General features: G+C 65.6%; 22 protein-coding genes and 2 pseudogenes. 15 read left to right on the plus strand and 9 right to left on the minus strand.

Annotated features, from left to right (window positions below; genetic code table 11):
* Positions 1-13 precede the first annotated feature (13 nt).
* On the plus strand, positions 14-142 hold the full coding sequence (locus tag MUH00_RS22915; RefSeq protein WP_256464800.1) for a hypothetical protein: 129 nt from the start codon (positions 14-16) through the stop codon (positions 140-142).
* 43 nt (positions 143-185) lie between these two features.
* On the opposite strand, the gene MUH00_RS18930 is transcribed toward MUH00_RS22915, so the two are convergent.
* The 3 genes from MUH00_RS18930 to MUH00_RS18940 all read right to left on the minus strand — a co-directional run bounded on the left by MUH00_RS18930 (position 186) and on the right by MUH00_RS18940 (position 3,451).
* A complete protein-coding gene (locus MUH00_RS18930; RefSeq protein ID WP_247001289.1) occupies positions 186-1,127 on the minus strand; it encodes a glycosyltransferase family 4 protein in 942 nt (313 codons plus the stop codon).
* A complete protein-coding gene (locus MUH00_RS18935) occupies positions 1,124-2,227 on the minus strand; it encodes a DUF354 domain-containing protein (RefSeq protein ID WP_247001291.1) in 1,104 nt (367 codons plus the stop codon). Before MUH00_RS18935 ends, MUH00_RS18930 begins: the two co-directional genes overlap by 4 nt.
* Positions 2,228-2,530: 303 nt before the next feature.
* Positions 2,531-3,451 carry a thiamine-phosphate synthase family protein gene (locus MUH00_RS18940; protein ID WP_247001293.1) on the minus strand — a complete coding sequence of 307 codons (921 nt, stop codon included), beginning with the start codon at positions 3,449-3,451 and terminating at the stop codon, positions 2,531-2,533.
* 125 nt (positions 3,452-3,576) lie between these two features.
* Here MUH00_RS18940 and mvk point away from each other — a divergent pair, with 125 nt between their 5' ends.
* Together mvk and MUH00_RS18950 are read left to right on the plus strand one after the other, a co-directional pair.
* A complete protein-coding gene (gene mvk / locus MUH00_RS18945; RefSeq protein WP_247001295.1) occupies positions 3,577-4,563 on the plus strand; it encodes a mevalonate kinase in 987 nt (328 codons plus the stop codon).
* A complete protein-coding gene (locus MUH00_RS18950; protein ID WP_247001297.1) occupies positions 4,560-5,333 on the plus strand; it encodes an isopentenyl phosphate kinase in 774 nt (257 codons plus the stop codon). The genes mvk and MUH00_RS18950 overlap by 4 nt, the downstream gene beginning before the upstream one ends.
* Positions 5,334-5,442: 109 nt before the next feature.
* Here the strand turns inward: MUH00_RS18950 and MUH00_RS18955 are convergent, their stop codons facing one another.
* Positions 5,443-6,351: an alpha/beta hydrolase gene (locus MUH00_RS18955; RefSeq protein ID WP_247001299.1), complete on the minus strand. Its 909-nt coding sequence runs from the start codon at positions 6,349-6,351 to the stop codon at positions 5,443-5,445.
* Between the two features lie 452 nt (positions 6,352-6,803).
* Here MUH00_RS18955 and MUH00_RS18960 point away from each other — a divergent pair, with 452 nt between their 5' ends.
* The 3 genes from MUH00_RS18960 (at position 6,804) to MUH00_RS18970 (ending at position 11,111) form a co-directional block, all read left to right on the plus strand.
* Positions 6,804-8,156, plus strand: a complete 1,353-nt coding sequence (locus MUH00_RS18960; protein ID WP_247001301.1) for an RNase J family beta-CASP ribonuclease — start codon at positions 6,804-6,806, stop codon at positions 8,154-8,156.
* Position 8,157: 1 nt separating this feature from the next.
* The gene (idsA3, locus tag MUH00_RS18965) at positions 8,158-9,219 is read left to right on the plus strand and encodes a geranylfarnesyl diphosphate synthase (protein ID WP_247001302.1); all 1,062 of its coding nucleotides are present in this window, start codon (positions 8,158-8,160) and stop codon (positions 9,217-9,219) included.
* Between the two features lie 173 nt (positions 9,220-9,392).
* Entirely contained in the window at positions 9,393-11,111 is a 1,719-nt protein-coding gene (locus tag MUH00_RS18970) for a glutamate--tRNA ligase (protein ID WP_247001310.1), read from the plus strand.
* Between the two features lie 44 nt (positions 11,112-11,155).
* Here MUH00_RS18970 and MUH00_RS18975 read toward each other — a convergent pair whose 3' ends face one another.
* Positions 11,156-11,320, minus strand: coding sequence for a DUF8014 family protein (locus MUH00_RS18975; protein WP_247001312.1), 165 nt, complete (start codon positions 11,318-11,320; stop codon positions 11,156-11,158).
* A 296-nt stretch (positions 11,321-11,616) separates the two neighbouring features.
* Between MUH00_RS18975 and MUH00_RS18980 the strand changes: the two are divergent.
* Positions 11,617-12,942: pseudogene (locus MUH00_RS18980) on the plus strand (MEDS domain-containing protein); the annotation flags it as partial.
* Complete coding sequence (locus MUH00_RS18985; protein WP_247004022.1) at positions 12,919-14,325, plus strand: sensor histidine kinase; 1,407 nt, start codon at positions 12,919-12,921, stop codon at positions 14,323-14,325. The pseudogene MUH00_RS18980 and the gene MUH00_RS18985, both read left to right, overlap by 24 nt.
* Positions 14,326-15,019: 694 nt before the next feature.
* On the opposite strand, the gene MUH00_RS18990 is transcribed toward MUH00_RS18985, so the two are convergent.
* Positions 15,020-15,505, minus strand: a complete 486-nt coding sequence (locus MUH00_RS18990) for a DUF456 domain-containing protein (RefSeq protein WP_247001314.1) — start codon at positions 15,503-15,505, stop codon at positions 15,020-15,022.
* A gap of 210 nt (positions 15,506-15,715) precedes the next feature.
* On the opposite strand from MUH00_RS18990, the pseudogene MUH00_RS18995 reads away from it, so the two are divergent.
* A pseudogene (locus MUH00_RS18995) lies at positions 15,716-16,448 on the plus strand (SDR family NAD(P)-dependent oxidoreductase).
* A 38-nt stretch (positions 16,449-16,486) separates the two neighbouring features.
* Here the strand turns inward: MUH00_RS18995 and tmcA are convergent.
* From tmcA to MUH00_RS19010, 3 genes are all read right to left on the minus strand, one after another.
* Complete coding sequence (gene tmcA, locus MUH00_RS19000; RefSeq protein WP_425603058.1) at positions 16,487-18,856, minus strand: tRNA(Met) cytidine acetyltransferase TmcA; 2,370 nt, start codon at positions 18,854-18,856, stop codon at positions 16,487-16,489.
* Between the two features lie 85 nt (positions 18,857-18,941).
* Positions 18,942-19,286 (minus strand): DUF7344 domain-containing protein, encoded by a 345-nt coding sequence (locus MUH00_RS19005; protein WP_247001317.1) that lies wholly within the window; start codon positions 19,284-19,286, stop codon positions 18,942-18,944.
* A 166-nt stretch (positions 19,287-19,452) separates the two neighbouring features.
* Positions 19,453-20,547, minus strand: coding sequence for a phosphotransferase family protein (locus MUH00_RS19010; RefSeq protein ID WP_247001319.1), 1,095 nt, complete (start codon positions 20,545-20,547; stop codon positions 19,453-19,455).
* 394 nt (positions 20,548-20,941) lie between these two features.
* Between MUH00_RS19010 and rpl7ae the strand changes: the two genes are divergently transcribed.
* The 6 genes from rpl7ae to sod all read left to right on the plus strand — a co-directional run bounded on the left by rpl7ae (position 20,942) and on the right by sod (position 23,844).
* The gene (rpl7ae, locus tag MUH00_RS19015; RefSeq protein ID WP_247001321.1) at positions 20,942-21,304 is read left to right on the plus strand and encodes a 50S ribosomal protein L7Ae; all 363 of its coding nucleotides are present in this window, start codon (positions 20,942-20,944) and stop codon (positions 21,302-21,304) included.
* 11 nt (positions 21,305-21,315) lie between these two features.
* Positions 21,316-21,540, plus strand: a complete 225-nt coding sequence (locus MUH00_RS19020; RefSeq protein ID WP_247001323.1) for a 30S ribosomal protein S28e — start codon at positions 21,316-21,318, stop codon at positions 21,538-21,540.
* Between the two features lie 4 nt (positions 21,541-21,544).
* Positions 21,545-21,952: a 50S ribosomal protein L24e gene (locus MUH00_RS19025; RefSeq protein ID WP_247001324.1), complete on the plus strand. Its 408-nt coding sequence runs from the start codon at positions 21,545-21,547 to the stop codon at positions 21,950-21,952.
* Entirely contained in the window at positions 21,949-22,413 is a 465-nt protein-coding gene (gene ndk, locus MUH00_RS19030; RefSeq protein ID WP_247001326.1) for a nucleoside-diphosphate kinase, read from the plus strand. Before MUH00_RS19025 ends, ndk begins: the two co-directional genes overlap by 4 nt.
* 258 nt (positions 22,414-22,671) lie before the next feature.
* Complete coding sequence (locus tag MUH00_RS19035; RefSeq protein ID WP_247001328.1) at positions 22,672-23,055, plus strand: DUF7344 domain-containing protein; 384 nt, start codon at positions 22,672-22,674, stop codon at positions 23,053-23,055.
* 186 nt (positions 23,056-23,241) lie between these two features.
* Complete coding sequence (gene sod, locus MUH00_RS19040) at positions 23,242-23,844, plus strand: superoxide dismutase (RefSeq protein ID WP_247001330.1); 603 nt, start codon at positions 23,242-23,244, stop codon at positions 23,842-23,844.
* The last annotated feature ends 102 nt before the right edge of the window (positions 23,845-23,946 follow it).

The raw sequence follows: 23,946 nt of genomic DNA on the forward strand, positions 1-23,946 counted from the left end.
CCGACTGACGGCCATGATCGATCGACTGTTCGAGTTCGAAGAGGAGAAGTTGCCGCCGGCGGTCGTCCTCGCCACGACGGCGCTGATCGCGATCTTCGCGCTCGGACTGGCCTACCGAGCGATCGCGTTCGTGGCGTTCTAGTCTTCGCAACCGGCCGCGAGGGCCGTCTCGCGCTCCGGCGCCGTCACGCGTCGAGACAGGAATCGTACACGGCGCGTAGACGTGCCCCCATGTCGTCGACCGTGTACCCGGTGATCTGTGCCCTCCCGTCCGCGGGCTGGCCCGACTCGAGCACGGCGGCGAGTCGGTCGCGGAGCGCGGCGTCGTCCGCGATATAGGAGTTATCCACGCCCGCCAGCACTGATCGAGCGAAGCCGACGTCTCGGGAGACGACCGGGACGTTACAGGCGGTGGCCTCTTTGACCGTCATCGGACCGCTCTCGTACCGTGACGTGATTAACACGGCATCGGCGGCGTTCAGATAGTACGGCACCGTTTCGTAGGGCTCGTTGGCGAGGGTTCGCAAGCTGACCTCCCGCTCGAGACCGTCGACGACGCGTTTCGCCAGCGGATAGTTCTTCTCCTCCCGCGACGGGGCGTAGGGGAAGAGGACGATTTGCTCGTCGGTCTTCCAGCCGACGCGTTCGCGCGCCTCGTCCCTGGGAATCGGTCGAAACTGCGACGTATCGACGGGGAACGGGATGACGTGACAGGGCCCATCGACGCGATCGGCCATCGCGTCCGACGGAACGATGACGGCGTCGGTCCGGGCCGCGAACCGCGATATCAGCGGCGCGTACGGATTGTCGCGGAACTCGCCGCCCCAGAGCGTACAGACGGCGGGACGATCGCCCAGCGAACACGCGGACGAGGCGACGGCGAACGGGACGGTGAGGCCGTAGTTGGCGTGAACGAGATCGTAGTCGTCGGTCGCCTTCCGGAGCACGTGGAGGAGGTAGCGCGCGTAGTCGAATGGAGTCCGTCGTCTGACGTCATCCTCGAGCGCGCGGTGTTCGCCGGGGACGGGGACGGTCGTCACCTCGATCCCCGAACGCTCGAGCGCGGCCATCTGCCGTCGATAGAAGCTTCGCCAGTCGGTCGTCGTGAGACTCAGGACGCGGGTCATCGTCGACGTACCGGATTCGAAAGCCGATCGCGATGCTCTCGAACCGCTGGCGTCGGTTCGTCGCGGCCGTCGAGTAGCTGGCTGCTCACGTACGCGGTGACGTCGATCGTCTCCGCGAGCAACCGCTCGCGCCGGCGCTCCCAGATCGCGCCGGCGTTCGGGTCGCGGTGTAACTCCTCGACGACGTCGACGGCCCGCGCTTCGCGATCCGTGTGGAACGATCGGACGAGGCCGTACTCCTCGAGCGCTTCGAATTTTCCCATCTCGTCCGAACCCGCGAACGGACTGATGCGAACGGTCGGGGTCCCGAGGATCCCCGCTTCGATCGTGGTCGTCGCCACCTCGCCGACGACGATGTCGGCGAACGCGAGCAGGTGGTGGAAGGCTTCGGGCGGGACCGGAAGCGGCTCGCACGCGTCCGGAACCGCGCCGCCGCCCTCGTCGGAGACGTACACCCGTCCGTCGGACGCGAGTTCGGCGACGATCGCGCTGATTCCCTCGCGAGAGATCCCCGATTTCCCGACGTCGTGATTTCCAGCCCACGCGCCGAATCGGAGAACGGCGTATGGTTCGTCGGGGTCGACGCCGTGTCGCCGCAGGATCGACGGATCCGGCTCGAACCGGTTAGGGTGGAGATAGGCGAGTTCGTGGTAGCCGGGGTAGGTGACGTGGTCGTCGCCGTATGATTCGCGAAAGCTTTCGGGCGTATACAACACGTCCGCGAACGGACGAGTCAGTCGGTTCCCGTGGTTGATCGCCGTTTCGGTATCGATGTAGACGTGGCTCTCCGCGCCGACCAGTGCGGCGACGTGCGTCGCGGCGATCCCGTGACTGCTGACGATGTACTCGGGATCGATCGCGCGCGCTCGGCGAAAGAGCCGGTATTCGTACCGAAGCTGGGTCGCCACCAGGCCGAGCCACCCGTCGGGCTCGCCACAGAGTAGGTCGTAGTCGATGCCGTACGCATCGAGAAGTCGGCTGGTAACCCCCTTCTCGCGGGCGAATACGTGCACGTCGTGTCCCGCGGATTCGAGTTCGTCGACGACGTGTTTGAAGAAGTGGACGTTCGCCGCGTGCTGTATCGTGACGATGATATCCATAGCAGTGAGTTCGATCGAATCGAGCCAGTCGTGTCGGATTATTATCGTGGGTATACGACCGTTCCCGGTCGCGAAACTGTCCGAAACCGATCGGCGAGTTGTGGCGTCGTGAACCGTCGACTCGAGGCTGCCAGCGTACCAGCTCTCGCTCGTTCGGGAGGCGAGGTCGTCACGCGCGATTTCGGAGGTCCCACTCGATGACGCCGCATCGGGAAAGATTCGGCGTCGGTTTGTTCTGGACCGCCGCGTCCGCCATCGAGCAGAGCCCGCCAGTCGGGGTCAGCCGCCGGAAGGGGAGCCGGGCTACGAGGTCGCGCCGAGCAGGTCGTGGACGAGTTCGACTGCCGTTTCGGCGTCACCGCCGAAGACGTACGTCACGGGTTCGATCCCGAACGCGCCGCGGTGGTAGGCAACGAGCGGGACCTCGCCCCGATCGTCGAACCGCGATCGCAGGTGCGCCTCGCGATCGTCGTAGTCGGCGTCGAATTCGAGCGGTTCGATGCCGAGCGATCGAGCGGCCTCGAGAACGCCGTCGTCCGTAGCGATGTTGATCGCTCCCCGGACGTCCGGATCGACGGCGGTGGCGGCGAGGATCGCGGTGGCGACGTGTTTCGAAGCGCCGAACTCGGGGTTCGCCGGGATCTCGATCCGCCCGCCGATTGCGTAGATACGCCCCGGGATCGCGGCGACGTCGGTCTCGTCCCGGGGATCGGGGAGACCCATTCCGACGTTGGTACCGACGTTCGGGACGTACTCGGGCATCCCCGGTATCGCCGCGAGCGTCCGCGCGGCGGTTCGCACGGTCGAGAGGACGTCCCGTTCGGTGCGCACGTCCGGATCGAGGCCCCGGACGCAAAGATCGCACCCCAGGCCTCTGAGCTCAGGCATTTCCTCCTCGTGAAGTTCGCAGATCGGACCGCGGTCCTCGAGCGTGCGGATGAGGGAGACCAGTTCGGCAAGAGCGTCGTACCCGTCGAACTCGCCGCCGGCGAGGCCGTCGGCGATCCGATCGACGGTCGCAACCGTCTCGGCATCGTCGCGGAAGTGTTCGTCGCCCGCGCCGTCACCGCCGACGTACTTGCTGACGGCGGCCTGGGTCACGCCGAGGTGGGCCGCGATCTCCTGCTGGGTGAGGCCGCGATCGGCGAGCCGGCGGGCGAGCATCGCGCGGACGGTCGGCAAGAACCGTTCGACGACGAGTTCGCTCGGCAAGACCAGTGACATTACGCCGTGGTTCGGGTGACGGGTGCATAAGTCCAGCCACCGGAGGCCGTTCGGGGTGTCGGTTCCCGACCGCCGCCACCGGCGAGACAGACAGCTATTAACCGTCGTCGTACCAACGGCCGGTCATGACACGTTCGAGCGCTCCCGGCAAGGTGTATCTGTTCGGGGAGCACGCAGTCGTTTACGGCGAGCCGGCGGTCCCGTGTGCGATCGAGCGACGGGCCCGGGTCGGCGTGCGGCAACGCGACGACGGGAAGCTACGAGTTCACGCGGAGGATCTCAGTCTGAACGGCTTTACGGTCGAATACGGCGCGAGTCCGGACGATCAACCGGACGTCGACGTCTCCGCATCCCTGGTCAGTGCGGCGATGGGCTACGTCGACGGTGCGATCGAGCAGGTGCGGGAAGTGACCGGAGAAGGTGAGGTCGGCTTCGACGTGACGATCGAAAGCGACATCCCGCTGGGGGCGGGGCTCGGCTCGTCGGCGGCGGTGGTCGTCGCCGCGATCGACGCCGCGACCCGCGAACTCGGCGTCACGCTCGATTCGGACGAACTCGCCGAACGCGCCTTCCGGACGGAGTACGAGGTACAGGACGGACAGGCGTCCCGCGCGGACACGTTCTGTTCGGCCACCGGCGGCGCCGTCCGCGTCGAGGGTGACGACTGTCGAGCGATCGAGGCGCCGGATCTGCCGATCGTCATCGGGTTCGACGGCGGGGCGGGCGATACGGGCGAACTCGTCGCCGGCGTCCGCGGCCTCCGCGAGGAGTACAGGTTCGCGGCGGAGACGGTCGAAGCGATCGGCGACGTCGTCCGGAACGGCGAGGATGCACTCGTCGACGGCGACCTCGAAGAACTCGGCCGGCTGATGAACTTCAACCACGGCCTCCTCTCGGCGCTCGGCGTCTCGTCCCGATCGCTCGACGCGATGGTCTGGGCGGCCCGCGGCGCCGGCGCGACCGGTGCGAAACTGACCGGCGCCGGCGGGGGCGGCTGTATCGTCGCGCTCGATCCGACGGAGGAAACCGAGACGGCGCTGTCGTACACGCCGGGTTGCGAGGACGCGTTCCGCGCGGAACTCGCAGATGAAGGGGTGAAACGACTCAAATGATCGTCTGCAAACTCGGCGGGAGCGTCATCACGGACAAGGAGCGTCCGGAGACGCTCGACGGGCAGGCGCTCGATCGGGCCGCGGGCGCGATCGCCGCCGCGATGGGAGAACGCGACGGATCGACGGGAAGCTGCGGCGAGGCGCTCGCCGACGGACTCGTCCTCGTCCACGGCGGCGGGAGTTTCGGGCACCACAGCGCGAGCGAACACGGGGTCAGCACGACCGACGGAACGTCCGATGCGGACGCCGTGCTGGACGTTCACGGCGCGATGAAGACGCTGAACGGCTTCGTGCTGTCGCGATTGCGCGATCGCGACGTCCCCGCGGTGCCGGTCCACCCGTTTTCCGCGGCTCATCGCGAGGCCGACGCGGCGCTGACGCTTCCGACAGGCCAGGTGACGACGCTTCTGGAGGAGGGATTCGTCCCCGTCCTGCACGGCGACGTGATCGCCCACGCGGGCCGAGGTGCGACGATCGTCAGCGGCGACGAACTCGTCGCCGAACTGGCGCGCGATCTGGACGCCGATCGGATCGGCCTCTGTTCGACGGTGTCGGGCGTGCTCGACGAGAACGACGACGTGATCGATCGGATCGACTCCTACGAGGACGTCCGCGCCGTGCTCGGGGAGAGCGAGGCGACAGACGTGACGGGCGGGATGGCCGCGAAGGTGCGGGCGCTCCTCGAACTCGAGGCGCCCGCGTCGATTTTCGGCCTCGAGGATCTCGAGGCGTTCCTCGCCGGTTCGAACCCGGGGACGACGGTCTCGTAGGTCGCGTTCGGACGGTTCGGCCGCGAGAAGCGGCTCGTTCGGATCCGGGCGGTTCGCCCGGGCTCGAACGGATCGATACCGACGCGAGCGCGGTTCCGGGACACCCCAATTAGAAGTTCGCGACCACTTCGTGGACGCAGCCGTCGTCCTGGTAGTAGCTTCCGTGATCGGGGACGTAGCCGACGTCGTAGTCGGTGTAGTTCCACGGCGCCGTTCCGTCACAGCCGTCGTTACCGACCGCTTCTCCCCACTCGGCGAAGCCGTAGGCCCAGTTGAGGACGTCGTCGTCGCCCATCCAGTAGTTGTCGACGTGCCCGGCGGCCTCGGAGATGTCCTCGCCGTAGGTCCCCTCCATGGCGACGGAGTCGTCGTCCGCCGCGCCGCCCAGGATCGAGACGGAGGTGACGTCGTCGGGACGATCCCAGTGATTGAGGTTCTTCAACGCCATGAGGGCGACCCGCGCGCCGAGGGAGTGGGCCACGTACCGTACCCGAACGTCCGGATTGCTGGACTTGTACGAGTAGGTGAAGTAGGCGAGCTTGGCACCGTTTCGTTCGGCGATTTCGGTCGCGTCGTACCAGCCGTGATCGGCGTCCCAGGAGAAGCCGACGACGGGGTTGTAATACCCCTCGGACGAGAACGTCCCCGCCGCGTCGCCGAAGGTGCACACCGCTCCCTCGTCGTCGTTGTTCCAGCCGTGGACGAAAACGAGCAGCTCCGCCGGCGCCGGGTCGTGAACGCCAGGGATGCCGTCGCCGGCGTACTCGTAATTGTACTCGTCGTTGCCGTCGGTGAGCTGGACTCCGTTCGACGTCTCGAAGTGATCGCGCGTGGTTACGCGCGGGAAGCTCCACGGCGGATCGTCGCAGCCGCCTTTCTTGTCACCGGCGGCCACCGGAGACGATCCCGCCAGCAGCGCCCCGGCGCCGGCGATCGCCGTCCCCGACGTCCGAAGGACGGCGCGTCTCGAGACGAACGATTCGCGACTGTCGCGTTCGCGTATGTTCTCGTGTGACATACAATCACAGGAGCCAACACCAGTAATAATTAAACTTTTGTGGGATAAATATAAATTAAAAACGATAATAAACTGTCTCTTCGTTTCGTCCGATCGTCCGAAACGGCCGGAACGCTCGCATCGCGCCGATAGATTCTCGTCCCGACCCGCCGGATATCCCCTCCACACCGCCGCCCGTCGCGACTGCCGAACCGCTCGAAACCGGTTGCCGCGATGCGCCGGTGGTGAAACCCACTGCGTTTTTAACACCCGAGCGTGTAGGGACCACTAGCGAGACCCGCGGGCAAGTGCGCTCGCCGCTCACAGCGGTGCTGTGGGCTGATCGGGGGCGATCCCCCTCGCGAGCGCATAGCGGGATGGCCGACGCGCTGCAAGATGCCGGGGCCGCACAACCGGGAGTCCGCGGACCGTTTCGATGAGAGTCCATCACGCGGCTTTCAGTACAACCAACTATGGAAATCGAAATTGCAACGATTGGCGGTTACGAAGAAGTCGGGCGGCAGATGACTGCTGTCCGCGCCGGTGACGACGTCGTCATCTTTGACATGGGCCTGAACCTCTCGCAGGTTCTGATCCACGACAACGTCGAAACCGAGCGGATGCACAGCCTCGACCTGATCGACATGGGCGCAATCCCCGACGATCGGGTCATGAGCGACCTCGAAGGCGATGTGAAGGCGATCGTGCCGACGCACGGTCACCTGGACCACATCGGCGCCATCTCGAAGCTGGCCCACCGGTACAACGCGCCGGTCGTCGCCACGCCTTTCACGATCGAACTCGTCAAACAGCAGATCGAAGGCGAGCAGAAGTTCGGCGTCGAGAACGACCTGATCAAGATGGAGGCCGGCGAGACGATGTCGATCGGCGACTCCGGGCAGGTCGACCTCGAGTTCGTCAACGTCACCCACTCGATCATCGACGCGATCAACCCGGTCCTCCACACGCCCGAAGGCGCGATCGTCTACGGGCTGGACAAGCGCATGGACCACACGCCGGTCATCGGCGATCCGATCGACATGGAGCGGTTCCGCGAGATCGGCCGCCAGGGCAACGGCGTCCTCTGTTACATCGAGGACTGTACGAACGCGAACAAGAAGGGCCGAACGCCCAGCGAGCGAGTCGCCCGCGAACACCTCCGCGACGTCCTCTACAGCATGGAGGACTACGACGGCGGCATCGTGGCGACGACGTTCTCCAGTCACATCGCTCGCGTGACGAGCCTCGTCGAGTTCGCGAAGGATATCGGTCGCCAGCCCGTCCTGCTGGGCCGATCGATGGAGAAGTACTCCGGCACCGCAGAACGGCTGGACTTCGTCGACTTCCCGGAGAATCTCGGGATGTTCGGCCACCGCAAGTCGGTCGATCGAACGTTCAAGCGGATCATGAACGAAGGCAAGGAGAACTTCCTGCCCGTCGTGACGGGTCACCAGGGCGAACCCCGCGCGATGCTCACCCGGATGGCTCGCGGCGAGACGCCGTACGAACTGGACGACGGCGACAAGGTCGTCTTCTCCGCGCGGGTCATTCCGGAGCCGACCAACGAGGGCCAGCGCTACCAAGCCGAGAAACTGCTCGGCATGCAGGGCGCTCGCATCTACGACGACATCCACGTCTCCGGCCACCTCAACCAGGAAGGGCACTACGAGATGCTCGACGCGCTTCAGCCCCAGCACATCGTCCCCGCCCACCAGGATCTGAAGGGACTGTCGGGCTACGTTACCCTCTGCGAGAGCGAGGGATACCAGATGGGGAGAGACCTCCACGTCTCGCGCAACGGCAACCTCATCCAGATTGTCGACTGACATGACCAGTCCGGAGGCACGAGAGAAGGCGGTGCTCGAAGCGGTCCGGAAGCGCCGTGAGCGAGTCAACGAGGCGATCCCGGACGAACTCCCGATCCAGCGCCCCGAGCGCCTCTACGAGGCGTCGCGCTACCTGCTTGACGCCGGCGGGAAGCGCCTCCGGCCGACCGTCCTGCTGACGGCGGCCGAGGCGCTGGTCGACGTCGAGCCGTTGAGCGCGGATTACCGGGAGTTCCCCACGCTCGAGGAAGTCGACGGACCGGACGTGATCGACATCATGGCCGCCGCCGTCAGCGTCGAGGTCATCCAGTCGTTCACGCTGATCCACGACGACATCATGGACGACGACGACCTCCGACGGGGCGTCCCCGCCGTCCACCGGGAGTACGATCTCGAGACGGCGATCCTCGCGGGCGATACGCTCTACTCGAAGGCGTTCGAGATCATGCTCGAGACGGGCGCGAAAGCCGACCGATCGGTCGAAGCCCTTGACGTGCTCGCGACAACCTGTACGAAGATCTGCGAGGGGCAGTCGCTCGACGTGACCTTCGAGTCGCGCGAGGACGTCTCACCGGAGGAATACCTCGAGATGGTCGAACAGAAGACGGCGGTGCTGTACGCCGCCTCGGCGTGTCTCCCCGCAGTGTTGCTCGGCGCCGACGGGGAGACGGTCGACGCCCTCTACGGGTACGGCCTCGACGTCGGCCGGGCGTTCCAGATCCAGGACGACGTCCTCGACCTGACGGTGCCGAGCGAGAAACTCGGCAAACAGCGCGGTAGCGACCTCGTGGAGAACAAACAGACGTTGATCACGGTCCACGCCCGCGATCAGGGCGTCGACGTCGACGCGTTAGTCGGCACGGACGACGTCGACGCCGTCAGCGAGGCCGAAATCGACGACGCGGTCGCCGAACTCGAGTCCGTCGGCTCGATCTCCTACGCCAACGACACCGCCCGCGAACTGGTCGAACGGGGCAAGTCGCGCCTCGAAACCGTGCCGGACAACGAGGCCCGCGCCCTCCTGTTCGAACTCGCGGACTATCTGATCGAACGCGGGTACTGACGTCGCGTCGACGACGGCGATTTGGGGCGGCAACTCGGAACTCGATTCCGATCGCAGCTCGGGACTCGCGTCTCGATTCCGCTCGGATCGTTTTGCGCGGCTCGCGACGGAGACCGACGATCGAGCGGGCGACATCGCGGCTGTTTTGGCCCACGGGCGAATACCGCCCGGTAATGGACGACGAGTTACGCGAGCGTGTAGAACGCGAAGCCGAGAAGCACGCGCTGTTGAACGCGGTCAAACACGAGAGCGACGCCGACGTCGGCGCGGTGATGGGACCGCTGATGGGCGACAACCCTGACTTCCGCGAACACGCTGACGCGGTGCCGGGAATCGTCGGCGGCGTGGTCGGTCGGGTCAACGACCTCGACTACGACGAAAAGCGCGATCGGCTCGAGGATCTCGCACCCGAAGAACTGGCCGAGATCGAAGCCGAGGACGAGGCGGACGAACACGACCTCCCGTCGCTGCCGAACGCCGAGGAGTACGACGAGATCCGGATGCGGTGCGCGCCCAACCCGAACGGTCCCTGGCACGTCGGTCACGCCCGGATGCCCGCCGTCATCGGCACCTATCGCGATCGGTACGACGGCTGGTTCTGCGTCCGATTCGACGACACCGATCCCGAGACGAAACGGCCCGACATCGATGCCTACGACGCGATTCTGGAGGATCTCGAGTACCTGGGTTTCGAACCCGACGCGGTCTACCGGGCGAGCGATCGGCTCGAGACCTACTACGACCACGCCCGCGAACTGATCGCCCTGGGCGGCGCCTACACCTGTTCCTGCTCGGGCGAGGCGTTCTCTGAGCTGAAGAATGCAGGCGAGCCGTGCCCCCACCGCGACAAGGACGTCGAGACGGTGCGCGAGGAGTTCGAGGCCATGATCGACGGGGCGTACGACAGCGGCGAGATGGTGCTCCGCGTGAAGACGGACATCGAGCACAAGAATCCGGCCCTGCGCGACTGGGTCGCCTTCCGCATGATCGACACGCCGCACCCCCGCGAGGAGGTAAGCGAGTACCGCTGCTGGCCGATGCTCGACTTCCAGTCGGGAGTCGACGATCACCTCATCGGGATCACGCACATCATCCGCGGAATCGACCTCCAGGATTCGGCGAAGCGCCAGCGGTTCGTCTACGAGTATTTCGGGTGGGAGTATCCGGAGGTCGTCCACTGGGGCCACGTCCAGCTCGACGACTACGACGTGAAGATGAGCACCTCCACCATCTCGGAACTGATCGAGAAGGGCGAACTCGACGGCTGGGACGACGCGCGCGCGCCGACGATCAGGAGTCTGCGCCGCCGGGGCATCCGCGGTGAGGCGATCGTCGACGCGATGGTCGCCCTCGGCACCTCGACCAGCGACGTCGACCTCGCGATGAGTTCGATCTACGCGAACAACCGCGAACTGATCGACGACGAGAGCGATCGGCGGTTCCTCGTCCGCGGGGGAACCGAACTCCCGCTGGGCGGCAGCCCGCCCGAGGAAGCGAACCCGCCGCTGCACCCCGACCACGAGGATCGCGGTGTCCGCGAAATTCCAGTCGGCGACGCCGTGTTGCTCGAACCCGGTGACGTCCCGCAGCGCGAGGAGCGCGTCTGGCTCAAGGGGCTGGGCTGTTTCCAGTACACTCGCGACGCGCTCCAGTACACCGGCGAGGACATCGACGTGGTCCGTGAGGGCGACGTCGACGTCGTCCACTGGGTACCGGCGAGCCAGAGCGTCCCGGTTCGCATGCGGACGCCCGAGGGCGGCGTGGGCGGCCGCGCGGAACCCGGCGTCGCCGACCTCGAACCGGACGAGGTCATTCAGTTCGAGCGCGTCGGCTTCGCGAGAATCGATCGGCACGAGGACGACGAGACCGTCGTCTACTACGCGCACCCCTGATCGCGATCGAACCACCCGATTTTCCCTTCTCGAGCACTCGATCGTCACCCGAGCAGGTCGTCGCCCCGATCGGGCAACGGATCGGCGACGACCCCGTCCCGTCGACCGAGCACGCGCGCGTGAGCGGCACAGACGTACCTGTTCTCGGCCCACGGGACGTGTAACTCGACTGCGGCGGACCGATCGCAGTCGGCTTCGGAACACTCCATGGTCGTGTGCACGCGACCTATAGTTTCAGTGTTTCCCCCGTCCGATGACCGCATTCGATCGCTACCTCGGCGGAGCGTTTCACGGCGTCGTAATTCGCGACCAAGCGCGAAAGCCCCGGTCGAGACGGAGCACCAACGTAGCACACGGGAAAGAATTTATTACGATCCGCACGATACGCCGAAAACAGTTCGACGAGAATGCGTCACCGATCCTGTATGATCCGTCACAGGGGGATTCGAGTACGGGCGTGGCGGTTAAACCGACTGACTCACTACAAAAAGCAACTCGATAGTACATGGGGAAGGAGTTTCAATCATCTACTGTTGACGTCCTGACCCTCGAGGAATCTCTCGAGGCGCTACGGACCAGTTCCGAGTTTCGGGGGAGCATCGAATCGCTCGACACCTATCAGAACGATCATCTCGCGCTGCTTCACAACACCGAAGAAGAGCAATTCGCGGCTACGTGTCCGGTTATTCAGCAGGGACTCGACCGAGGCGAGCGATGTCTGTACGTCGCCGAAGAAGACTCGATAGAAGAGACGCAGACGGCGCTTCAGGACGAGGGGGTCGACGTCGACGCCGCGCTCGACGAAGGAGCGTTGGCCTTCGAGACCGTTCAGGACACCTATCTCGAGGGCGGGTCGTTCAACGTCGACGAGATGCTGTCGGTCTACGGCGACCTCATAGCGGAGTCGACCGACGAGTGCGAGGGGTTCCGAGTGATCGCGGAGATGTCGTGGATCCTCGACGCGGACGTTGCGATCGACGAGGTCATGGCCTACGAAAGTAAGGTGAACGCGCTCTTCGAGGGCGAGGACGCGATCGCGATCTGTCAGTACGACTGCGAGGCGTTCCCGCCGGACACGCTCTGCGACGTCGTCCGAGTCCACCCGCACCTCATCTACGACAACACCGTCTGTCACAACTTCTATTATATTCCAGCCGAGGAGTTCTGCGGACCCGAACGCCCGAAACGCGAACTCGAGCGGATGCTGGGAACGCTCCGGGATCGGACCCACGCGAGAGTTCAATTGCGGGAACGAGAAGGATACCTGCAGCGACAAAACGAGATCATTGCGGACCCCGACCGATCGTTCGACGAAAAGTTACAGGCCCTCTTCGAACTGGGTTGCGAGCGATTCGACCTCGAGCTCGGGGCGATGGCATACGTCGACACCGACGAGGACGTATTCGAGGTCGAAGTCGTCAGCGACGAACACGACCACTTCGAACCGGGGGTGACGCTGCCGCTCTCGGAAACCTACTGCACCGCCGCGACCGAGATCAAGGCGGCCGGAAGCGTCGCCGACCCGAAACGAGAAGGATACGACGACATCTTCGTCTATCAAGAGTTCGGAATCCGGGCGTACATCGGCACCTACATCGGCGTCGAAAACGGCCCCGACAGGACGTTTTTCTTCGTCGGCTCCGGCGGCCGCGATCGGTCGTTTTCCGAGGCCGAACACACCTTCCTCCAATCGATGGGGCAGTGGGTGAAATACGAACTCGAGCGCCGGCGTCGCGAACGAAAACTCGAGCGGCGCGAACAGCAGTACCGAACCCTCGCGGAGTCGTTCCCTAACGGCGCGGTCACGATGCTCGACACGGAGCGCCGATTTACCCTCGCCGCGGGACAAGCGTTCGACGACCTTCCGATCTCCGGCGCCGAACTCGAAGGGCAGACGATCGAAGAAGCCTTTGCTGGCGAGGTAGCCACCGCCGTCGAACCGGCGTACGAGGACGCACTCGCCGGCGAGGAGCGAGTCGTCGACGTCGAATACACCGATCGTGAGTGGCGCATTCACCTCGCCCCGATCAGGGACGATAGCGGCGTCGTCTTCGCGGTAATGACGATGGCCCAGGACATCACCGACCAAAAGGAACGCGAACGGTTCCTGGAGGACGCGAAAGCGCAGCTCGAGGCCGCGACCGAAGCGGGCGCCGTCGGGACCTGGGAGTGGTACGTCCCCGAGGATCGATTCGTCGCGGGTTCCTCGCTCGCTCGGCAGTTCGGCGTCGATCCCGATCAGGCTCGCGAGGGGGTTCCGCTCGAACGATTCGTCTCGTCGATCTACGAGGAGGATCGTGAACGCGTCACGACGAAGATCGAAGCGGCCCTTAGATCCTGCGGAGAGTACGAAGCGGAGTATCGCACGCGCAACATCGACGGCAACCTTCGGTGGGTGGTCGCTCGCGGTCACGTCGAATGCGACGAAGACGGCGAACCGGTGCGATTCCCCGGCGCCCTCACCGATATCACCGAACGGAAGAAGTACCAACAGCGACTCGAGGAGACGATCGAAAAGCTCGAGGCGTCCAACGAGCGCCTCGAGCAGTTCGCCTACGCGACCTCCCACGACCTGCAGGAGCCACTGCGGATGGTCTCGAGTTATCTCAGACTGATCGAACAACGCTACGGAGACGATTTCGACAAGGACGGCGAGGAATTCCTGGAGTTCGCCATCAACGGCGCCGATCGGATGCGTTCGATGATCGAAGCCTTACTCGAATACTCACGCGTTGAGACGCACGGCCGGCCGCTCGAACCCGTCGACCTCGATGCGGTATTCGACGAGGTGCTCGGCGACCTCGCGATTCAGATCAACGAAAGCGACGCCGACGTGACCGCCGACCCGCTTCCACGGGTCCGCGCCGACCGAAGGCAGGTCCGCCAGCTGTTCCAGAACCTCGTGGACAACGCGATCACGTACAGCGGCGACGAGCCGCCGCGAATACATGCGTCGGCCGAACGAGACGGACCCGAGTGGCTCGTTTCCGTCCGCGACGAGGGGATCGGAATCGCTCCCGACGAACAAGACCGTATTTTCGACGTCTTTCACCGGCTGCACACCCGCGAGGAGTATCCGGGCTCGGGCATCGGCCTCGCGCTCTGTCAGCGGATCGTCGAGCGTCACGACAGCGACATTTGGGTCGACTCCGAACCGGGCGAAGGGGCAACCTTCTCGTTTACGCTCCCGGCCGTCGCTACTTCTACTCGGTGACTTCCACCTCACCCACGGAGCGAATCACCGGTTTCGCGTCCCCCGAATAGCGGGGAACGCGGTGAGCAGTGCGAACGACTACTCAACGATCGTCCCGTCTCGACCGGTCGAGTTTCTCAAAAAACGGCAGTCGGGTGCCCGTCGCACCCCGATCCCGTTTCCTACCCGTTCGCGCTCCGATCCCGATCGCGGGTATGGCCGAGCGTTTCGGGCGAGACCCGACAGCCACACGGCGCGGCGACGAACTCGTGTGGTCCGGTTCCCGAAACCACTGCGATCGGCGCGTCGCAACCGAAACACCGTGTGCTCGACAGGTCCGTCGAAGCGCCGTCGGTCATCAATCCTCCCGATACCGGCCCGATCGCTCGCGCGGCCGCAAGCGATCCGACTGCTCGCTCGATCGTCGCCGTCGCCACCGACCGGACGAGTCGAGCGGCGTAGCTGTTCGCGAGTGGTACTGTCGTCGTGCGAGACGTTTATGTCTCGGGAGTAACAAGCGTAGCATGGCTTTGAACCATCTCGGGTTGGAAGCCAGTCTCGGGTGCTCCACCACCCGGGGCATTTCGGCGCATGCCCCCTGCGACTCGTTGGAGATGGCTTCCGGAATAACATTCACGTTAGTTTACCGTATAGCTATTGGAGTCCGTTGCAAGTAGAGGCTATACACGGGTGGCGTGTGCCGTTACGATACCACTCAGAAAAGAAAGACGGCGATCAGGAAGCCGACCAGGATCGTGATCGTCAGCAGCGCCTGGGCGGCCGTCGACGCGAGCATGCCGGCGGTCGCGTACAGCGCCGATCGCCCGCTCCGATTCAGGTCCCGATCGCGGGCGAATTCGAGGGCGAAGACGGTGCCGAACAGGCCGACGAGCAGGCCCAGCGGGCCAGTGACGATCATCAGGACGATCCCGACGACGGCCGCCGCGGCGGTGGTTCCCCAGGAGGCGCCGCCGGCTTTCGCCGCGATCGAGCCGCCGAAGAACTCGACGAGCATCGTCAGCACGCCGAGCGAGGTGAGGACGGCGAGCGTGAGCAGCCCCGGCTCTGCGAAACCGGAGTGCCACCAGTAGAGATACAGCCCCGAAAGCGAGAGCAGACCGCCGGGAACGAGGGGGACGATCGTGCCGACGACGCCGGCGACGAGCAAGGCGATCGCGAGGATCGCGACGGTCTCGACCATATTCGACCGGAGGGCGTATCGAGTCAAATACCTGTTGTTTCCCTCGATTCGATACCGCGGCGGGCGATCGGTTCGACCGGAAACCCGGTCAGGCCGCTCGCCGTCGCCGGCGGGGAACACCAGCCTCCGGTTCGGTCCGTGACAGTACACGCCGTCGAACGCCCGCGTCCGACCAGCGCCGTTATGCCGTCGGTTCGAAAACGGGGCCGTATGCAGCGAGCAATCATCGTCGGCCGTCCTCGGGGATCGGCGAGGCGCTCGCGCGGAAGCTCGCCGAAGACGGGTGCGAGATCGGACTGGCGGCGCGACGCACCGACCGGCTGAAGGCGATCGGCGTCGAGTTGCCGACGAAGGCCTACGCCGCGACGATGGACGTGACCGACCCCGAGGACGCCCGACAGGGGTTTTTCGAACTCGCCGCTGCGATGCCGTCGGTCGATCTCGTCGTCATCAGCGCCGGGGTGGCCTCCCTCAATCGCGACCTCGACCGGGCGAAGGAACGGGAGACGATCGACGTGAACGTCCGCGGGTTCGCCGCGATCGCGACGGCCGCGATCGAATACTCGAGATCAACCCGGATTACGCGAGCGACGCGGATGGCCACCTCGTCGGAATCTCGTCGGTCGCCGCCCACGCCGGAAGCTCCGACGCGCCGGCGTACGGCGCCTCGAAGGCGTCCGTCTCCACCTACCTCGAAGGGCTTCGGTACAGGCAGGTGGGCAGCGACGCCGACGTGGCGATCACGACGATCGAACCCGGGTTCGTCGACACCGACCTCTCGTACGGAAGCTTCTGGGAGTGTTCGCCGGAGACCGCGGCGAACCAGATCGTCCGCGCGATCGAGACGGAACGGGGCCACGCCTACGTGACCCGCCGCTGGCGACTGGTTGCCTGGGTTCTCGGCCTCCTGCCGGAATTCGTCCTTTGGCGAGTCGGCGCCTAACCTCCTAGCACCCGGCCGAGTGCGGCGGCCGAAGCCGGTTATCGATCGGCGAACCGATCGCGAACCTCGAGCGCCGCGTCCGTTCCGTAGCGGTCGACCAGCGGACAGCACGCGTCGCCCAGCGCCCGCATACACTGTCCGGGCGAAGGGTACCCGAGGTCCGCCGCGATCGCGCTCCAGTCGCGCCCCTGCAGGACGCGCGTGACGAGCAGCCGCTCCTCGCGATCGGTCAGGTCGATCGCGTCCGGATCGTCGACGAAGTACCGAACGACCAGTTCGCGGAACGGCCCGGGGTCGACGTCGAACAGGCCGGGTCCGTAGGCGGCCCCCGCGACGACGCGCCACTCGCGATCGGTCAGGTCGATCGGCGGCGTCGCGTCCGCGCTCCGGAGCACGGCGCGGGCCACGTCCGGGTCCAGGTCCGCGAGCGCGTCCGAACAGACCGCGGCGAACCGCCGGACGAACCACCCGGCGTGGCGATCGTACAGGTCGCGGCCCTCGTCGCTCGTGGGTGCGAGCATGATCGCCGAGTACTCGCCGCTGGCGTCGTTGCGCGTCGTGGAGACGTGTACCGTCCCGTACCCGTTCTCGCGCCAGAAGTCCACCAGACCGGGCGTCGCGCCGAAGCCGGTGCCGAGCCAGTCGACGGTCGATTCGAACTCGTCCCGAATCTCCGCGAGGAGCCGGGAGCCGAGTCCCCGCGATCGGACGGCGTGGTGGGTCGCGATCCGGACGACGCGAATCCCGGCCGGCGTTCCCGCCGTCTCGTCGCGCAACTGGCTCGTGAGCACGTCCGGAAGCATGTTGCCGCGGACGCGGCCGCCCTCGTACATCATCGCTCGCGTCTCGCTTGCGAGGTTCCCCTCGCGGGCCAGCAGAGCCACGCTGACGACGTGGCCGTCGGAGAGCAGCGCCCGCGCCTCGAGGTTCGGCGCGTCGAGGAGGCGGGCGAGGTCGTTCGGCTCGGTTCGGTAGTGAGCGAGCACGAGCAGGCCGAAGGCTTCGCGGAGGAGAACCTCGTTCGCGAGAAGTGCGTCGGGATCGAGGCACCGGTACTCGATCGCGTCCGAATCCGGTTTTGCGTCCGCCACGAGCGAGTCGACCGGCGGTCGCGCGTCGAGCAGCAGGGCGCGGAACGCCCACGCCTCGATCGGATCGCCGGCGGCGTACCTGATCGGTTCGGTCATCGTGCGGTCCGTGACCTCGTGGTCGCTCTCGGCCAACCGATCGCGGAACCGAACCGAGAAGCCGCGGCCGGCGCCCTCGTAGCCGTGGATCGTCGTCGCGAACGCGATCCGATCGGCGGCGAGCAGGGATTCGAGGACCGAGACGGGAAGCGCAGCCGCCTCGTCGACGATCACCGCGTCGGCCGTCTCGAGCCGATCGACGGCCTCGGTCGGATCGTAGAACCTGATCCGGCCCCCGGTACTCGTCTCGATCCGCGTCGAATCGGCGACCGTGGCGGCCACTCCGTCGAGCGTTTCACAGAGGTCGATCGATCGATCGAACACCTCCCGCGCGTTTCGGAACCGGGGCGCGGTGACGAGCACGTCCCGCCCGTCGGCGGCGAACGCCCCCGCTGCCAATCCCGCTGCGCTCGACTTCCCCCGGCCGCGATCGGCTTCGAGGACGACCGCCCGCGGGGCGTCCGGACTCGACTCGCCGTCGCGGTCCTCGCCGAGCAGCGATTCGAACGCGCGGACGGCCTCGACCTGATCGGCCGTGAGACAGGCCTCGTAGGCGGCAGCCGGAAATCGGCGGTCGGCGGGCGCGTCGATCGACGACGCCTCGGCCGCCAGCTTCGGAGCGGGCCGGGTGAGTCCGTCGTCGACGAGCTTGTCGCGATCGAGGTCGACGATCGCGACGCCTCGGTGTGCGCGAAGCGTTTCGACGAGTCGACGCCGGAACCGACCCGTGACGTCGGACAGCGCGAACGGCGGGACGGCCAGCGACTCGTCGAACCCGTCGCGTCGGTCCGGCCAGTCCGCCAGCGTCGGCGTCAGGAGGACGAGCAATCCGCCGCCGTCGACGGTGCCGACGACCGTTCCGAGCGCGTTGGGTCGGAGCTGTTCGTGGCAGTCGATCGCGACGACATCGCGCGTCGTTCCGAGCAGTTCGCCGGCGGTAGACTGTGGCAGGTGCTCGCAGCGGAGCTCGTCCGTCGGCCCGACGAGCGTCGTCCGCGTGATCGGAACCGGGAGGCTCGCGAGGACGTCCTCGAGGGCCTCGTACCCGCGCTGCCGATCGCCCGCGAGGACGAGCACCCGCCGCTCGTTCGTTCCCCGCGCCTCGGTCGCGAGCGACCCGGCGAGTCCGACGACGTCCACGTCCATACGATCGTATCGTGGCGGTCGAGAGTAATAGGCACCGGAACCCGACGAGCGGGGTTTCGATCCGGACGTCGTGATTCCGGTCCAACCGGTCGATCGGTCGGTTCGGCGCCGAGGCGATACCGCGGACGGCTCCCGCCGAGGCCGCCGGGCCGGGCCGCGCTCATCGAAGCGGCGGCGTGACGACCCACCCCTCCGGCAAGTCGTCGCTGTGATCGGCCAGTAACTCGAGGAGCGGTTTCGCCTCGTCGAATCTGGGTCCCCTCGCGATTTCGTTCGCGTCCCGATCCCACGCGATCAACTCGCTGTCGGCCAGCATCGGGAGGTGACAGTGACGCAACTCGAGTATCCGTTTGTCGCGTCCCGCCTCCCCGAGGGCGACGTCGTCGGGAAGATGTCGGTTCGCCGTCCGGGACGTCTCCTCGCGCCGATCGGTCTCCTCTAGCAGGGCGATCAGCGTACAGCGACGGTAGTCGTCTGCGAGTATATTGAACACATCATTTATCATCGATTATGATGTTCGTCGCTCCGCCGGGTGAGTCTGCGGCATGAGGTGGAAAGCCGCCGACGGAGCGGCCTTCAATGGTAGCAACTCCCGGTTCGTGGTATTGAATGACACTCGACGCCTGCACCCGTTTACGCCGCGCGATCGAAACGCCCGGTCGGGTCCGTCTCTACAGTCGAAATTCTCCGCCGACGATGCCGTCCGCGACCATCGACATGTACTCGACGTGCGGCTCCCAGTCGGATTCCGTTCCGGCCTCCACTCGACGGCGGTGAAGATCCGCCCAAACCGTCGCGAGCGTAAACGCCGCGTGGGCCCGATAGAACCGTTCGTCCTCGAACGGAATCCCCGTCGCGTCCTCGTACCGGGCGACCAGTTCCCGTCGATCGGGACTTCCGGGTTTTGCCGTGAACGGAGCCAGGCCGCGTTCGTTCGCCGCTCTCAGCCGCGGTATCGCGTCGCTGTCCGGATACCGCGCTTCGAGACCGTCGAGCGGCGGCGCCGGGTCGTCCTCGTCCCGCCAGCGGAGCAGCAGGTAGCCGAGTTCGGTCAGCGGGTCGCCGAGAATCGCCGTTTCCCAGTCGAGAACACCGGCGATCTCGGGTCGGTTCGTTCCCGCGAACAGCACGTTCCCCGGCCTGAAATCCCCGTGAACGAGCGTCGTCGTCGGGTCCGACGGAGCGTTTCGCCGGAGCCACTCCCCGACGGATCGCAGCGTCGAGAGGTCCAGATCCGTTACGCTCGCCACGGTACCGAGCCGCTCGGCGGCGCGATCGACCTGCCCTCGCGGCGGTTGCCGTTCGCAAACGTCGGCGAACGGCTCCGGATCGAGCGAGTGGATCTCGGCGAGCGTATCGATCAGGAGGGTTGCCGCTCGACGGCGCGCAGGGGCGGTTCGAAACCGATCGGGGAGGTCCGAACCGAGCGGGATCACCGCACCGTCGAGAAACGGCGTCACGAAAAACGCGTCGCCGACGATCGAGTCGTCGTCGCAGAACAGCACCGGCTCCGGAGCCGGGATCGCGGTCCTCCGGAGCCGCTGTAACAGCTCGTACTCCCGTTCGAGGTCGTTGAACAACTCGGTGCGTCGCAACTTCGTCGGCCGACGGAGGACGTACGTCCGGCCGTCTTCCGCCGTCGAAATCGCGAGGTGCAAATTGAGGCCGTCGTCAAGCACCTCGATGTCGGTCACGCCGCCGCACAGTTCCGCTGTGAGGTACGATTCGAGCCTCTCGAAGTCCACGTTCGCCCCGGTTTGTGTCATACTCCGACAAGTCAATTACACCCGAAAAGGCTCCCGGTTGTGTGTGACGGATACCCACGATTCTGCGGTGTTCGCGACCGGCCGGCCGTTTCCCCCCGTCGCTGCCGACTTCGACGAGCCGCCGGTTCGACGGCCGACGTCCGCTGCGAACGGATCGACCCCACACCGGCCGACGCCGACGATCGGTCGCGAATTCGCCGTGCGGAGCAGTCACACGGCCCCAGCGGTTTGAACACGCTTTTAAGGGGGGCAGCGCTACACGGTATTACACCCTACGCGGGGTTGATGATGCTCCTAGCCTCACAGGACTTCCGCCGGATCGAACCCGGCCCGGGGTCGCAAATCCCGGTCGGCAGGGGAGCGCGAGCCCACGCGTAGGAGAGGTGAACAACCCATGTCAGTATACGTCACAACCGACATCCCAGCCGACCTCGCCGAGGACGCCCTCGAGGCGCTCGAGGTCGCACGAGACACCGGCCGAGTAAAGAAAGGAACCAACGAAACGACGAAAGCGATCGAGCGCGGCAACGCCGACCTCGTCTTCGTCGCCGAGGACGTCTCCCCGGAGGAGATCGTGATGCACATTCCGGACCTCGCCGACGAGAAGGGCATCCCCGTCGTCTTCATCGAGACCCAGGACGACGTCGGCCACGCCGCCGGCCTCGAGGTCGGCTCCGCCGCCGCGGCGATCGTCGACGCCGGAGAGGCCTCCGGCGACGTCGAAGACATCGCCGGCAAGGTCGAGGACCTCGACTGAGGTGATCAGAGATGAGTGCTGAAGAGGACGAAAACGGTTCCACGCCCGCCGAGGTCATCGAGATCGTCGGCAAGACCGGCATGCACGGCGAGGCCATGCAGGTCAAATGCCGGATCCAGGAGGGCGAGAACCAGGGACGTATCATCACTCGAAACTGCCTCGGGCCGGTCCGCGAGGGGGACATCCTCCAGCTGCGCGAGACCGCCCGCGAGGCCGACTCGATTGGAGGACAATAGTACGATGGTGGAGAAACGCACCTGCGACTACACGGGCGAAGAGATCGAGCCCGGCACGGGCATCATGTACGTCCGCAACGACGGTACTGTGCTCCACTTCGTCAACTCGAAGGCGGAGAAAAACTACAAGCTCGGTCGCGAGCCGCGCGACCTCGAGTGGACCGAGCAGGGCCGTCGCGGCAAGGGCCCGGCCCAGGCCGACACGCCGGCCGTCGAGGAAGCCGACCGGGACGAGGTCGCCGAGGCCGCGGAAGACGAGGACCTCAAAACGGAAGCCGACGTCACTGAGGACGAGGACGAAGACGTTCCCGCCGGCGACGAAACGGTCGACGAGACCGAAGCGGAGGACGCCGAGGAGACCAACGAGGACGCAGCCGAAGACGCCGAGGCCGACGAGGAGGACGAAGAATGAGCGACCACGAGCGGACCTTCGTGATGGTCAAACCCGACGCGTTCGCCCGCGGTCTCGTCGGCGAGGTCGTCTCGCGACTCGAGGAGCGCGGTCTCAAGCTGGTCGGCATCAAGGTGATCACCATGCCCGAAACACGGGCGAAAGAGCACTACGCCGAACACGAGGACAAGCCCTTCTTCGACGACCTGATCGGGTTCATCACCTCGGGACCGGTCGTTCCGATGGTCTGGGAGGGCCAGGACGCCACCCGGCAGGTCCGCCAGATGATCGGCGCGACCGACCCGCTCGAAGCCGCTCCGGGAACGATCCGCGGCGACTACGCGCTCGATCTCGGTCGGAACGTCGTTCACGCGGCCGATCACGAGGACGAAGGCGCGAACGAACGCGAGATCGAGATCCACTTCGACGAGGACGAGCTGATCGACTACGACCAGCACGACGCCGAGTGGCTCTACGAGTAACCTCGCGATCGGGCCGATCGACGCTAAAACCGAAACGGCGATGCCGATCACGCGGTACGGGCGCCGCTGGCGCGCTGACGCCGATCGCGCCCGGATCGACGCCGGCTAGAGCTAACGTCGGCGCTTCGAATATTTCCTTTCTCGTTAGTATGTGAATGAACACAGGTATTGTTCTAGGGAGACGTAACATCTAATGTGTCGGCCGCAGTAGCAAACGCCGGTGGTTTCGAATGGTAACCTACGGTAGGTGGTTCGCGGATGCGTGAAACGGAGGGTGAGCCGACGTCACTCGCGGTCGAGGCGACGCCGTCGCTGGACCTGATCTTCGAGATACTTTCGGTGCATCGACGAAGATACGCCCTGTACTATCTTCACGACCAGTCCGACAGCGTCGCGACGGTGGCGGAGTTGATCGATAACGTGTCGGCGCTCGATCAGTTGCAGGGGGAGACCGATCTCGACCCGGAAGAGCGACGGAACCAGATCAAAACGGAGCTGCAACACGTCCACCTGCCGAAACTCGAGGACGCGGGGCTCATCGAGTACGATCTCCGGAGCGAGACGGTCCGATACTGGCACCAACCGTCGCTCGAGGAGTGGCTGGAACACGCAAAGCACAAGGAACTCTCCGGAACCCGGTGAAACCGACGCCTCGACGGGCGCGTTCGGAACCGCATCGCTGAAAGGTTTAACATACGGCTCGTAGACACTGCACACGAGTGTGGGTGACCACACGACAGTAGTCGGTACTTTATGAGGTGTGATATCATTTCACTCCTCAAAACTTAACAAGCGAGATGCCGATACAAGCGATATAGGTGAGATCACATGCCTGACCACGAACTACCACCACTTCCGTACGATTACGACGCGCTCGAACCGTCGATCTCCGAACAGGTCGTAACCTGGCACCACGACACCCACCATCAGGGATACGTCAACGGCCTCAATTCGGCCGAAGAGGAGCTCGCACAGAACCGCGAGAACGGCGACTTCAAGTCGACGCCGGCCGCGATGGAGAACGTGACCCACAACGGCTGTGGCCACTACCTCCACACGCTGTTCTGGGAGAACATGTCGCCGAACGGCGGCGGCGAACCCGAGGGGGAACTCGCCGACCGCATCGAGGAGGACTTCGGTTCCTACGAGGCCTGGAAGGGCGAGTTCGAAGCCGCAGCGGGCGCCGCCGGCGGCTGGGCGCTGCTGGTGTACGATCCAGTCGCGAAGCAGCTGCGCAACCTCAAGGTCGATCGCCACGACCTCCACGCGCTCTGGGGTTCGCACCCGATCCTCGCGTGCGACGTCTGGGAGCACTCGTACTACTACGATTACGGCCCGGACCGCGGCAGCTTCATCGACGCCTTCTTCGAGGTCGTCAACTGGGACACGGCCGCCGAAGAGTACGAGAAGTGCCTCGACCACTTCGAGTAACGCCGTCGGCGTAGCGACGAGCCGTTCGATCCCGCGTTTTTTGCGCCCATTGTGACGCCCCGAGTAGCGCGTCTCCGCGCCGACGAGCCGGCGAATCCGATC

It is taken from the genome of Halosolutus gelatinilyticus (assembly GCF_023028105.1).
GTDB classification, from domain to species: Archaea; Halobacteriota; Halobacteria; order Halobacteriales; family Natrialbaceae; genus Halosolutus; species Halosolutus gelatinilyticus.